12 protein-coding genes are annotated in these 12,935 nt (G+C 73.5%); 6 read left to right on the top strand and 6 right to left on the bottom strand.

The window, feature by feature from the left end:
* The first annotated feature begins 34 nt into the window (after positions 1-34).
* Positions 35-514, top strand: coding sequence for a hypothetical protein (locus tag AB0L25_RS23395; protein WP_500174782.1), 480 nt, complete (start codon positions 35-37; stop codon positions 512-514).
* Here the strand turns inward: AB0L25_RS23395 and mug are convergent.
* From mug to AB0L25_RS23380, 3 genes are read right to left on the bottom strand one after another with little or no spacing between them, the layout of a single operon-like run.
* A complete protein-coding gene (gene mug / locus AB0L25_RS23390; protein ID WP_500174781.1) occupies positions 511-1,077 on the bottom strand; it encodes a G/U mismatch-specific DNA glycosylase in 567 nt (188 codons plus the stop codon). The genes AB0L25_RS23395 and mug overlap by 4 nt on opposite strands.
* Positions 1,077-1,793: a sulfite exporter TauE/SafE family protein gene (locus AB0L25_RS23385; protein ID WP_500174780.1), complete on the bottom strand. Its 717-nt coding sequence runs from the start codon at positions 1,791-1,793 to the stop codon at positions 1,077-1,079. Before AB0L25_RS23385 ends, mug begins: the two co-directional genes overlap by 1 nt.
* Positions 1,794-1,811: 18 nt before the next feature.
* Complete coding sequence (locus AB0L25_RS23380) at positions 1,812-2,198, bottom strand: aldo/keto reductase (protein WP_500174779.1); 387 nt, start codon at positions 2,196-2,198, stop codon at positions 1,812-1,814.
* 320 nt (positions 2,199-2,518) lie between these two features.
* On the opposite strand from AB0L25_RS23380, the gene AB0L25_RS23375 reads away from it, so the two are divergent.
* On the top strand, positions 2,519-3,139 hold the full coding sequence (locus tag AB0L25_RS23375) for a LysE family translocator (protein ID WP_500174778.1): 621 nt from the start codon (positions 2,519-2,521) through the stop codon (positions 3,137-3,139).
* Here AB0L25_RS23375 and AB0L25_RS23370 read toward each other — a convergent pair.
* From AB0L25_RS23370 to AB0L25_RS23360, 3 genes are all read right to left on the bottom strand, one after another.
* Positions 3,136-3,795, bottom strand: a complete 660-nt coding sequence (locus tag AB0L25_RS23370) for a response regulator (RefSeq protein ID WP_500174777.1) — start codon at positions 3,793-3,795, stop codon at positions 3,136-3,138. The genes AB0L25_RS23375 and AB0L25_RS23370 overlap by 4 nt on opposite strands.
* Positions 3,792-5,042, bottom strand: coding sequence for a sensor histidine kinase (locus AB0L25_RS23365; protein ID WP_500174776.1), 1,251 nt, complete (start codon positions 5,040-5,042; stop codon positions 3,792-3,794). The genes AB0L25_RS23370 and AB0L25_RS23365 overlap by 4 nt, the downstream gene beginning before the upstream one ends.
* A gap of 228 nt (positions 5,043-5,270) precedes the next feature.
* Entirely contained in the window at positions 5,271-8,078 is a 2,808-nt protein-coding gene (locus tag AB0L25_RS23360) for an aconitate hydratase (RefSeq protein WP_500174775.1), read from the bottom strand.
* Positions 8,079-8,468: 390 nt separating this feature from the next.
* Between AB0L25_RS23360 and AB0L25_RS23355 the strand changes: the two genes are divergently transcribed.
* The 4 genes from AB0L25_RS23355 (at position 8,469) to AB0L25_RS23340 (ending at position 12,879) form a co-directional block, all read left to right on the top strand.
* Entirely contained in the window at positions 8,469-9,863 is a 1,395-nt protein-coding gene (locus AB0L25_RS23355) for a sulfatase family protein (protein ID WP_500174774.1), read from the top strand.
* Between the two features lie 127 nt (positions 9,864-9,990).
* The gene (locus AB0L25_RS23350; protein ID WP_500174773.1) at positions 9,991-11,583 is read left to right on the top strand and encodes an alkaline phosphatase D family protein; all 1,593 of its coding nucleotides are present in this window, start codon (positions 9,991-9,993) and stop codon (positions 11,581-11,583) included.
* Positions 11,584-11,587: 4 nt separating this feature from the next.
* Complete coding sequence (locus tag AB0L25_RS23345) at positions 11,588-12,430, top strand: polysaccharide lyase family protein (protein ID WP_500174772.1); 843 nt, start codon at positions 11,588-11,590, stop codon at positions 12,428-12,430.
* 128 nt (positions 12,431-12,558) lie between these two features.
* Positions 12,559-12,879: a hypothetical protein gene (locus AB0L25_RS23340; RefSeq protein WP_500174771.1), complete on the top strand. Its 321-nt coding sequence runs from the start codon at positions 12,559-12,561 to the stop codon at positions 12,877-12,879.
* Positions 12,880-12,935: the final 56 nt, after the last annotated feature.

The following is a 12,935-nucleotide window of genomic DNA, read 5'->3' as shown; positions in this document are numbered from 1 at the left end:
GAGACGGAGACGGTCGAGCACTGGAGGTGACCGCGTGCAGGCGATAAGTGTTCAGCAGCCCTGGGCGTTCGCGATCGCGCGCGGCGGCAAGAGCGTCTCGAACCAGGGCGCGCCGACCGCCTACCGCGGGCCGCTGCTGATCCACGCGTCCATGCGGGTCGACCTGTCGGCGTGCGACTCCCCGCTCGTGCAGGCCGCCGGGTGGGACCCGCGGGATCCGCTCGCCGCGATCGGCGCGGCCATCGCCGTCGCCGATCTCGCCGCCGTCTGCTCCGCGACCGTCGGGCCGTCCGGTACGGCCGGCCTGCCGCGCGCCCGCGGCGGTGACGCGGACGCGTGCGCGTGCGGCCCGTGGGCCGAGCCGGGCATGCACCACTGGCACCTGGCGGACGTTCGCGCGCTGCCCCGCCCGATCGTGGCGCTCGGCCGCACGGACCTGTGGGAGCCGTCGGCGTCGCTCGTCGCCGAGGTGGAGGCGATGCTCACGGCGTCCGCCGCGAACCCGGCCGGTTAGCCCGCGGCGGCGGCCGCGTCGGCGGCTTCGCGGAGGCGGGCGAACTCGCCCGCGATCCGGTCGAGGGACCAGCTCGCGTTGAGGCCGCTCGGGTTCGGCAGCACCCACACGCGGGCGGAGCCGAACATGTCGTCCTGCGGGCCGATCCGGGTGCCGGGACGTCCGAACGCGGTGCGGTACGCGGTGACGCCCGCGACCGCGAGGTAGGCGGGACGGTGCCGGTCGACGAGGGCCCGCAGGCGGCGGCCGCCGTCGCGCAGCTCGTCCGCGGTCAGCTCGTCGGCGCGGGCCGTGGTGCGCTGCGCGAGGTTGGTGATGCCGAGGCCGAACGCGGGCAGGAGGTGCTGCTCGGACGGGTCGAGGAGCCGGTCGGTGAACCCGGAGCGGTACAGCGCGGGCCAGAAGCGGTTGCCCGGACGGGCGAAGTGGTGGCCGGTCGCGCCGGAGTACAGGCCCGGGTTGATGCCGCTGAACAGGACGCGGAGCGCGCCGCCGGGGGCGGGCAGGACGTCGGGGATGACACGGTCGCGGGCGGCCTCCAGATCGGCCTTCGTCGGGCGCATCACATCAGATTACGGACGATCAGCAGCACCGCGGACGTGCCGACGACGATGAGCAGCGCGACGCGCAGGCGCCCGGCGTCCAGGTAGCGGCGGAACGGGCCCGCCGCGAAGAACCCGGCCAGGACGAACGGGACGAGCGCGAACCCGGCGGCGACCTGCTCGCCGGAGAGCCGCCCGAACGCGGCGAGGGACGCCAGCGAGAGCAGGCACCCGCCGACGAAGAACAGCGCGAGGGTGGCGCGGACGCGCGGGCCGCTCTCGCGCTGGTACAGCAGCGCCATCGGCGGGCCGCCGATGCCGGACGCGGTGCCGGTGGTGCCCGCGATGACGCCCGCGGCGGTCAGCGTGCGGCGGTTGCGCGGCACGTCCCGCGTCCAGGCGGTGGCGGCGAGCGCGGCCAGCACGAAGAACCCGATGACGATGCCGAGGGCGCGGGCGGGCACGGCGGCCACCAGCCAGACGCCGAGCGGCGTCCCGGCGACGCGGCCGCCGAACGCCCAGCCGAGGCCGCGCAGTTCGACGTGCCGCGCCTCGTGCGCGAGGGTCGCCAGGGGCAGGACGGTCGCGACCACGAGGATCGTGCCCGGCATCAGCGACGGGAACAGCATCGTCACGATCGGGGTGGCGACCAGGCCGACGCCGAGGCCGACGCTGCCCTGCACGATGGCGCCCAGCAGCGCGGCCGCTCCCCCGATGATCAGGAAATCGGGATTCACGCCGTGGAACGATACAAGTCAGGCGGACGCCTCGGTCAGGCGGCTCAGCTGGTCCGGGGTGAGCACGGTGCCCGGGACGTCCAGCAGCGGCGGGAGCTGCTCCATCGTGCGGGCGCTGGCGATGGGCGCGACGACGGTCGGCTGGGCGGCCAGCCACGCCAGCGCGACCGTCGCGTGGGCCTTGCCCGTCTCCCGGGCGACCTCGTCGAGGGCCTGCAGCACTCGGCGTCCGCGCTCGGTCTCCAGGTGCTTCGCCGCCTTCCCGGCGCGCGCGCTGTCGACCCGGGTGTCCGGACGGTACTTGGCCGTGAGGAACCCGGAGGCGAGGCCGTAGTACGGCATGCAGGCCAGCCCGTGCCGTTCGGCGATGTCGCGCCGGGGCCCCTCGTAGGTGTCGCGGGACACGAGGTTGTAGTGCGGCTGGATGCCGACGTACCCGGCCGTCCCTTCCCGCTCGCTGAACGCCAGCCGCCGCCGTTCCCGGGCGCGGAGGCCATGTAGGAGTCGGCGGTGTCGATGAAGGTGCCGCCGGACGCCGCGTAGGCGTCCAGGATCTGGAACGAGGTGTCGCGGTCGGCCGTCCAGCCGAACACGTTGCCGCCGAGGCACAGCCCGGAGACGTCCAGGTCGCCGATCTTCTTCGTGGTGTCAGCCATACCTGCGATGTAACCAACCGGGCGGGGACGATGCCCGCGCGGCCCGCGGCCACTTGGCAGAATGTCGGAATGCTCAGTGCATGTCTGACCTTCGCCGCCGTCGCCGCATTGGTCACGATCACTCCCGGTCTGGACACGATGCTGGTGCTGCGCACCACCGTGGCGGGCGGGCGCCGCACGGGGCTCCTCGCCGCGGCGGGCATCGCGTCCGGGCTGCTGTGCTGGGGCGCGGCGAGCGCGGCGGGGCTGACGGCGCTGCTGGCGGCGTCCCGGTTCGCGTTCGACGTGCTGCGCATCGCGGGCGCCTGCTACCTGCTGTGGCTCGGCGGGCAGGCGCTCTGGCGGGCCCGCCGGAAGGCCGGCGCGGACGGCGCCGCGCCGGAGCCGGAGCCCTCCGGCGCCGCCGCCTACCGCACCGGGCTCGCCACGAACCTGCTCAACCCGAAGATCGGCGTGTTCTACATGAGCCTACTGCCGCAGTTCCTCCCCGCGGACGCCCCGGTGTTCGGGACGAGCATGCTGTTCGCCGTCATCCACATCGCCGAGGGCCTCGCGTGGTGCGCCCTGCTCGTGTGCGCCGCGGGCGCCGCGCGCCGCACGCTCGCGCGTCCGTCCGTGAAGCGCCGCCTCCAGCAGGTCACCGGGGTCGCGTTCATCGGCTTCGGGCTGCGCCTCGCCGCCGAGCACTAGCGCGCCTCGGGGCCCGGCCGGACGAGGCCGGTCTCGTAGGCGTGGACGACCGCCTGGGTGCGGTCGCGCAGGTCGAGCTTGGCGAGGATGTTGCTGACGTGCGTCTTCACGGTCTGCTCGGCCAGCACCAGCCGCCCGGCGATCTCGGCGTTCGACAGGCCGTGCGCGACGAGCGTCAGCACCTCGGTCTCCCGCCCGGTGAGCCGTCCGAGCCGCTCGCGGCGGGGCGCGCGGGGGCCGCCGAGCCGGGTGAACTCGGCGATCAGCCGCCGGGTGACCGACGGGGCCAGCAGCGCCTCCCCGGCCGCCACGACCCGCACCGCCTCCGCCAGCGCCCCGGCGGACGCCTTCTTCAGCAGGAACCCGGCGGCGCCCGCGCGCAGCGCCCCGTACACGTACTCGTCCAGGTCGAACGTCGTGAGGACGATGACCCGGGTGGTCGCGGAGATCCGCCGGGTCGCCTCCAGCCCGTCCATGCCGGGCATGCGGACGTCCATCAGGACGACGTCGGGCGCCAGCTCGGCGGTCTTCGCGACGGCCTCGTGCCCGTCGGCGGCCTCCCCGACCACCTCGATGCCGGGCTGCGCGCCGAGCAGCACCGAGAACCCCTCGCGGACCATCTCCTGGTCGTCGGCGAGCAGCACCCTGACCGTCACCGGTGGCCCTCCTTCCCCGCCGGGAGCACGGCGGTCACCGTGAAGCCGCCGTCCGGGCGCGGGCGCGCGGCGAGCTCGCCGCCCAGCATCGCGGCCCGTTCCCGCATCCCCAGTATCCCGTGGCCGGTGCGGCGCGGCGGCGGCTGCGGCGCCCGCGCCGGCGGGCCGTTGTCGATCGTCAGCTCGACGCGGTCCGGACGGTGGGCGACGACGACTTGGGCGGCGGCGCCCGGCGCGTGGCGCAGGACGTTGCTCAGCGCCTCCTGCACGATCCGGTACGCCGACACCTCCAGCGCGGGCGTGGTCGCGGGCCGCCGCCCCGACACCCGCAGCTCGACGGCCAGGCCGGTCGCGCGGAGGCCGTCGACGAGGCCGTCCAGCCCGTCCAGGGTGGGCTGCGGCGCCGCGTCGGCGGCCGGGCCCGCCGCCGGGCCGTCCCCTTCCCGGAGCAGGCCGAGGACGCGGTGCAGTTCGTCGATCGCCTCCAGCGCGTTCTCGCGGATGACGGTGAAGCTGCGCGCGAGCTCGTCCGGCACGTCCGGCACCCGGTAGGGGGCGGCCTCGGCCTGGACGGCGACGACGGACATGTGGTGCGCGACCACGTCGTGCAGTTCCCGCGCGATCCGGGCGCGCTCCTCCAGCAGCGCGCGCCGCTGCCGCTCCCGCGCGAGCCCGCGCAGCGCGTCGCCCCTCCCCCGCAGGGCCGCCGCCGCCAGCAGCACCGTGCCGGACACCAACAGCACCTCGGTGAGGCTCGGGAACTCGTCGCGGCCGGGCAGCGCGACCGCCAGGGCGGCCGCGACGGCCGCGGTGAGCCCCCACATCAGCGCCGCCACGCGCGCGGGCACCCGCAGCGCGACCAGGGCGAGCACCGCGAGGTGCACCGACAGGCTCGGCCCCGCCCACAGCGGCCCGCCGTCCGGACGGGCGGACGCGGCGGCGAGCGCGGTCACCGTCACCATCGCGAGCGACAGCCACCAGCCGGCCATCGGCCGGACCGCGCACACCGCCACCGCGGACGCGTGGACGACGCCCAGCGCCGCCGCCCACCCGTTCGGCACCGCGTAGTCGGTGAGCAGGATGTGCCAGGACGATCCGGCGAGCACGGCCGCGCCCCCGACGACCAGCGCGTGCGGCAGCCAGGCCGCGAACCGGGGCCGGGACGGGACGTCCAGCGGCAGCAGCGCGGGACCGGCGGCCGGGGAGAGGTCCCGCCACACGTTCCGCACGACCGACCCGAGCGTCATCGCGCCTCCCGTCCGTCCGGCCGGTCTGTCGCGCGGCCCGGCGCCTCGCCACGACGGTAGCCGCGGCGGGCAGCGGCCCCGGCGCCACCCAGAAGGGATCCTGTGCCGGGGACGGCCGGGGCGCATCCCTCCACGGGACCGACCTCGCGCCTGGCTCCGGAGTACTACGTCCCGGGAACGCGGAACGGGCCGCCTCCCGAGGGAGACGGCCCGTGCGCGCGGATCGCGTTACTTGCGGATGAGGCTCCGCAGGACGTACTGCAGGATGCCGCCGTTGCGGTAGTAGTCCGCCTCGCCGGGGGTGTCGATGCGGACGACGGCCTTGAACTCCTTGCCGTCCGCCTTCACCGTGACCTCCTCGGGGACGCCGCCCTCGTTGAGCGCGGTGACGCCGGTGATGTCGAACGTCTCGGTGCCGGTGAGCCCGAGCGACTCGGCCGACTCGCCGTCCTTGAACTGCAGCGGCAGGACGCCGAGGCCGATCAGGTTCGAGCGGTGGATCCGCTCGTAGGACTGGGCGATGACGGCGCGGACGCCGAGCAGCGCGGTGCCCTTCGCGGCCCAGTCGCGGGACGAGCCGGAGCCGTACTCCTTGCCCGCGATGACGACGAGCGGGGTGCCCTGCGCGGCGTAGTTCTGCGCGGCGTCGTAGATGAAGGACTGCGGCGCGTCCTCCTGGGTGAAGTCGCGGGTGTAGCCGCCCTCGACGCCGTCCAGGAGCTGGTTGCGCAGCCGGATGTTGGCGAACGTGCCGCGGATCATCACCTCGTGGTTGCCGCGGCGCGAGCCGTAGGAGTTGAAGTCCTTCACCGCGACGCCGTTGTCCTGGAGGTACTGCGCGGCGGGCGTGCCGACCTTGATCGCCCCGGCCGGGGAGATGTGGTCGGTGGTGACCGAGTCGCCCAGCTTCGCCAGGACGCGCGCGCCGTGGATGTCGGTGACCGGCTCCGGCTCGGCGGACATCCCGTCGAAGTACGGGGCCTTGCGGACGTACGTGGACGCCGGGTCCCACTCGAAGAGGTTCCCGGTCGGGATGTCGAGGCCGCGCCACCGGTCGTCGCCCTTGAAGACGTCGGCGTAGCTGCTGGTGAACATCTCCTGGCCGATGGACGACTCGACGATCGCGGCGACCTCCTCCGGCGCGGGCCAGATGTCGCGCAGGTAGACCGGGCCGTCGGTGCCGTCGGCGATCGGGTCGTTGAGGATGTCGATGTCCATCGTCCCGGCGAGGGCGTAGGCGATGACCAGCGGCGGGGACGCGAGGTAGTTCATCTTCACGTCCGGGCTGATGCGGCCCTCGAAGTTCCGGTTGCCGGACAGGACGGCCGTGACCGCGAGGTCGTTGTCGTTGACCGCCTTGGAGATCTCCGGCTGCAGCGGGCCGGTGTTGCCGATGCAGGTGGTGCAGCCGTACCCGACCAGGTTGTACCCGATCTTGTCGAGGTAGGGGGTGAGGCCCGCGCGCTCGAAGTAGTCGGTGACGACCTGCGAGCCGGGGGCGAGGGAGGTCTTCACCCACGGCTTGCGGGTGAGGCCCTTCTCGACCGCGTTCTTGGCCAGCAGCGCCGCGCCGACCATGACGTACGGGTTCGAGGTGTTGGTGCAGGAGGTGATGGCCGCGACGGCGACGTGCCCGTGGTCGAGCTCGAAGGTCGTGCCGTCCTCCAGGGTGACCTGGACGGGGTTGTGCGGGCGGGACGCGCCGTCGGTGGCGTGCTCGCGGGGCTTGTCGCCGTTGCCGCCGTGGCTGATCGCCGGCGAGTCGGACGCGGGGAACGACTCGTCGGACGACTCGTCGGTCGGGCCCTGGATGCTGCTGACGTAGTTCTGCACGTCGCGGCGCCAGGTCTCCTTGGCCTCCGACACGGCGATGCGGTCCTGCGGGCGCTTCGGGCCGGCCAGCGACGGGACGACCGTCGACAGGTCGAGCTCGAGGTACTCGGAGAACTCGGGCTCGGCCGACGGGTCGAGCCACATGCCCTGCTCCTTGGCGTACGCCTCGACGAGCGCGATCTGCTCCTCGCTGCGGCCGGTGAGGCGCAGGTACTTCGTCGTCTCCTGGTCGATCGGGAAGATCGCGCAGGTGGAGCCGAACTCGGGGCTCATGTTGCCGATGGTGGCGCGGTTGGCCAGCGGCAGCGCGGCGACGCCCTCGCCGTAGAACTCGACGAACTTGCCGACGACGCCGTGCTCGCGGAGCATCTCGGTGATCGTCAGCACGAGGTCGGTCGCGGTCGTCCCGGCCGGGAGCTCGCCGGTCAGCTTGAAGCCGACGACGCGCGGGATGAGCATCGAGATCGGCTGGCCGAGCATCGCGGCCTCGGCCTCGATGCCGCCGACGCCCCAGCCGAGGACGCCGATGCCGTTCTCCATCGTGGTGTGCGAGTCGGTGCCGACGCAGGTGTCGGGGTAGGCGACGCCGCCGCGGTCGAACACGACTCGGGCCAGGTGCTCGATGTTCACCTGGTGGACGATGCCGGTGCCGGGCGGCACGACCTTGAACTCGTCGAACGCCGTCTGGCCCCAGCGCAGGAACTGGTAGCGCTCCTTGTTGCGCTCGTACTCGACCTTCACGTTCCGCTCGAACGCGTCCGGCGAGCCGAAGTAGTCGACGATGACGGAGTGGTCGATGACCATCTCGGCCGGCGCCAGCGGGTTGATCTTGGAGGCGTCGCCGCCGAGGTCGCGGACGGCCTCGCGCATCGTCGCCAGGTCCACCACGCAGGGCACGCCGGTGAAGTCCTGCATGATCACCCGCGCGGGGGTGAACTGGATCTCCTTGCTCGGCTGCGCCTTGGCGTCCCACCCCGCGAGCGCGCGGATGTGGTCGGCGGTGACGTTCGCGCCGTCCTCGGTGCGCAGCAGGTTCTCCAGCAGCACCTTGAGGCTGTACGGGAGACGGGCCGAGCCCTCGACGGCGTCCAGCCGGTAGATGTCGTAGGACTTATCGCCCACCTGCAGCTTGCTCAGGCTGCCGAAGCTGTTCGCGGACACGGACTCCTCCTCCGTCGTCACCGCGCGTCCGGTCCGGGACATGAGCGCGCGGCGCTGGTCTTCTCAGTTCGTCGAAATCCCGCCCCCGTGACCGGCGTCGCCCGGGCGGGACGGAAAGCTCATCTCCCCTGATCCTGCCTTAGCCCGGCCCTCGGCCGAGAATCGGGGCGGCCCAACTTCGACAAGATTTCTCTCGACGTCAAGCTATCTCCAATTTATCTCGATATCGAGTTACTTGCACATCGGGCCTCCGCCCGCCGGTCAGAGCCCGCCGCGGCCCCCGAAGGCGCCCCGGATCGCGCCGCACCGCACGGCGTCCCGCCGCCCGCCCGCCGCCACCCGGACGGCACCGCGAGGCCCCTCTTGCCTGGAGATCATCCAATCCCTACTATTTTGGTCTTATTACTTCTTTGGTAGGAAAGGTGTGGTTTCGTGGGCGCTGTGAGCCGCAGAAGCGCCGTCGCGGGAGCCGTCGCGGGAGCCGCCGCGGCGGCCGCCGCGCCCGTCCTGGGCGGGACGGGCGCGCAGGCGCGGGAGCGCGCGTTCGAGGCCGCCCCCGGCGGACGGGCGGCCCGGCCGAACGTGCTGGTCGTCCTGGGCGACGACCTGGGCTGGGCCGACCTCGGCTGCTACGGCTCGACGCACATCCGCACGCCGAACCTGGACCGGCTGGCGTCCGGCGGGGTGCGGTTCACCGACGGGTACTCGGCGGCGGCCGTGTGCTCGCCCACAAGGTTCGGGCTCTACACCGGGCGCTACCCCGGACGCCTCCGCGGCGGCCTGGAGGAGCCGATCGGCACCCCCGGCGAGCAGATCGGCATCCCGCCCGGGCACCCCACGCTCGCCTCCCTGCTCAAGGGGGCGGGCTACGCGACGGCGATGTTCGGCAAGTGGCACTGCGGCTTCCTGCCGTGGTTCAGCCCGCTGAAGTCGGGCTGGGACACCTTCTTCGGCAACATGTCGGGCGCCGTCGACTACTACTCCAAGATCAGCTCGCGCGGCGTCGACCTGTACGAGGGCGAGGTGCCCACCGAGTCGCTCGGGTACTACACCGAGACGATCGCCGACCGGGCCGCCACGTACGTCCGGGAGCGACGCGGTGAGCCGTGGCTGGTGAACCTCAACTTCACCGCCCCGCACTGGCCGTGGGAGGCGCCGGGCGACCATGCGGTCAGCGAGGAGATCACCGCCCGGATCAAGGCGGGCGACCAGCGGGCCCTGCGGCACGACGACGGCGGGTCCCTGGACACCTACCGCCGGATGGTCGAGGCGCTCGACGCCGGGGTCGGCCGGGTGCTGCGGGCGCTGCGCGACACCGGGCAGGAGCGCGACACGCTCGTGCTGTTCTCCAGCGACAACGGCGGCGAGCGCTGGTCGTACCAGTGGCCGCTGAGCGGGGCGAAGGCGAGCCTGAACGAGGGCGGCATCCGGGTGCCGACCATCCTGCGCTGGCCCGCCCGCATCCGGCCGCGCCAGGTGAGCGGGGTGCCGGTCGCCACGCAGGACTGGACCGCCACCGTCCTCGACGCCGCCGGGGTGGAGCCCGCGGCGGGCCACCCGCTGGACGGCCGCAGCCTCGCCCCGTACCTGCTGGACGGCGCCCGGCCCCCGGGGCACGACCTCTTCTGGCGGACGCGGAGCGCGCGGGCGCTGCGCAGGGGGCGGTGGAAGTACCTGCGCACCTCGGGCACCGACGCCCTCTACGACCTGGGCTCCGATCCCCGCGAGCAGGCGAACCTCGCCGCCCGCCGTCCCGGCCTCCTCAGGGAACTGGCGGCGCGCTGGGAGGAGATCGACGCCGGGCTCCTGCCGTACCCGTCCTCCTGAGGCCCGGACGGCCTGCCACTTCATGATCGTTTTCTGATCATCACCGGTTGGGCCGCCGGACGGGCGCCGTCCACTCCGGGGAGCCAGGATCCTCTGCGGTCCCCCCGCCTCCCCCAGGAGCCCGCGCATGAGCCCAGCCCTGCCCCCGCCCACCCGCCGGACGTTCCTCGCGATGACCGGCGTCAGCGCCGCCGCCTTCGCGCTCGGTACCGGCGAGGCCGCCGCCGCCGACGAGACCGTGGGCGGCAGGGTCCCGTCCGACCCGTTCGCGCTGGGCGTCGCGTCCGGCGACCCGCTGCCCGACGGCGTCGTCCTGTGGACCCGCCTCGCGCCCGACCCGCTCGCCCCGGACGGGCACGGCGGCATGCCGGCGCGGCCGTACTCGGTCCGGTACGAGGTGGCCGAGGACGAGTCGTTCCGCCGCGTCGTCCGGCGCGGGCGGGCCGTCGCGACGCCCGAGCTGGCGCACTCCGTCCACGCGGAGGTCCGCGGCCTGCGCCCCGGCCGGGAGTACTTCTACCGGTTCCGCGCGGGCGCGGAGCTGAGCCCGGTGGGCCGCACCCGGACCGCGCCCGACCACCGGACGACGCCGTCCGGGCTGCGGTTCGCCACCGCGTCGTGCGCGGCCTGGTACCACGGGCACTTCACGGCGTACGAGCACATGGCCGCGGAGGACCTGGACCTCGTCCTGTTCCTCGGCGACTACATCTACGAGTACGGCATCACCGCGAGCAACCTGTGGCGCCAGGGCGTCCCGCTGCCCGCCGCCGAGCACGCCGTCGAGACCGAGACGCTCGAGCAGTACCGGCTGCGCTACTCGCTCTTCAAGAGCGACCCGAACCTGCAGGCCGCGCACGCGAACGCGCCCTGGCTGATCACCACCGACGACCACGAGGTGCAGAACAACTACGCCGACGACTGGTCGGAGAAGGGCATCCCGCCCGAGGACTTCCTGCGCCGCCGCGCCGTCGCCTACCGGGCCCTCTACGAGAACCAGCCGCTGCGCGCCGTGATGCGCCCCGAGGGCCCCGACCTGCCCCTCTACCGCCGGTACCGGTGGGGACGCCTCGCGCAGATCGACATGCTCGACAACCGGCAGTTCCGCGACCGCTACCCGGCGGGGCAGGTGATCGACGACTCCGCGGAGCGGCTCGACCCGCGCCGCTCCCTCCTCGGCTCCCGCCAGGAGAAGTGGCTCTACGACGGCCTCCGCCGCTCCGACGCGACGTGGAACCTGCTCGGCACCGGCGTCGTCATGGCCGAGATCGACCGTCAGCCCGGCTCCGGGGAGCTGTACAGCAACGACATGTGGGACGGCTTTCCCGCGAACCGCGACCGGCTGTGGCGGGCGTTCGAGCGGTACCGGATCGCGAACCCGGTGGCGCTGTCGGGCGACATCCACCGCCACGTCGCCGCCGAGCTGAAGGCCGACTGGAAGGACCCGGACTCCCGCACCGTCGGGACCGAGCTGGTCACCGGCTCGATCGCCTCCGACGGCGACGGCGCCGAGACCGACGCCACCGGCGACCTGTGGCTGGCGAACCCGCACGTCGAGCTGTACAGCGCGCGCCGCGGCTACCTGAGCTGCGCCCTGACCCCGGACCGGATGACCGCGCAGTTCAAGACGGTCGAGTACGTCACCCGTCCCGGCGCCCCGATCCGCACGACCGCCCGCTTCGTCACCGAGGCCGGCCGTCCCGGACTGAACCGAGAGGTCTGAACCCATGACCGCGAACCGACGGCCCCGCCCGGTGCACGCCCTGCGGGCCGAGCCCGGGATCGGGCGCATCCGCCTGTCGTGGAAGGGCGAGCCGTACGAGCCGCTCGTCGACCACTACGCGATCTACGGGTCCCGCTCGTCCCGCTTCGAGATCGGGCCGGACACCCTCGTCGGCAAGACCGTCTACGGGTCGTTCGTGCACGACCGGATGGGCGGCGCGCGGCAGGACTGGCACTACCGGATCGTCACGGTGGACGCCGCGGGCCGCCGCAGCCGGCCGTCCGCGGCGCTGCGGGGGCACAGCACCGAGTCGGTGACCGTGTCCGGCACGGCGCTCGCCACCGTCGGCGGGTTCGACCACAAGTCGCTCGAACTGGCGCTCGCGCCCAACGGTTACGCCCGGTACCGCGACCGGTTCGGCGAGGGACCCGACTACACGTTCGGCACGAGCACCCCCGGGAACGACTGGGCCTACATCCAGCCGGGCCCGTCCGACGCGTGGGCGGGCCGCAAGCCGAGCCGCGCGACGTTCCGGTTCCCGCTGGAGGCCGTGCCGTCCGGCGAGACGTGGCTCGCGATCTGGCTCATCGACACCCACGCGTCCATCCCGGGGACGATCGAGCTCGCGCTCAACGGCACGCCGGTCCGCGAGGTGGCGCTCGAGAACGGCGGCACGCGCGGCTCCCTCGAAGGCGACGCGACGCGCCCCGGAACGCCGCTCAAGCCCTCGTACGTCGAGCTGCCGCTCCCGTCCGCCGCGCTGCGGACGGGCGAGAACGTCCTCACGATCGACAAGCGGACCGGCTCCTGGCACGCCTACGACGCGCTCGGCGTCTTCGCCCGCTGACCGCACGTGCGCGAACGTCATTCTCAATTATCGAGAAGGCGGATAACATCCGAGCGGAGCCACCGGCCGGAACCGGCATATTCCGCGCAGATAGCATCCGGTCGGAGCCACGCGATTGGAGTACGCGCATGTCCGCGAAGTCGATCCTGCACGTCATGTCCCGGCCCGCGAGCCCGGAGGTGGCCGACGAGTACAACCGCTGGTACGAGGACGTCCACATCCCCGAGGTCCTGGCGCTCGACGGCTTCGTCTCCGCGCGCCGCTACGCCCCGACCAAGGACGGCGACCCCTACGTCGCGGTGTACGACATCGAGGGCGACGCCAAGGCGGCCATGAAGCGGCTGACGGAGGCCATGGGCGACGGCTCCATGAACCTCTCGGACAAGATCCAGCTCGACCCGCCGCCGCAGATGCACGTGCTCGCGCTCGTCAAGGAACTCGACGCCTGACCGGCCCCCTCCCCGGGGGGGGGGCGGCGGGGCGGCGGGGGGCGCCCCCCCCCCCG

The organism is Spirillospora sp. NPDC052242, from assembly GCF_040679555.1.
Taxonomy (GTDB): domain Bacteria; phylum Actinomycetota; class Actinomycetes; order Streptosporangiales; family Streptosporangiaceae; genus Spirillospora.
This window is presented reverse-complemented; position numbering and strand designations above follow the sequence as displayed.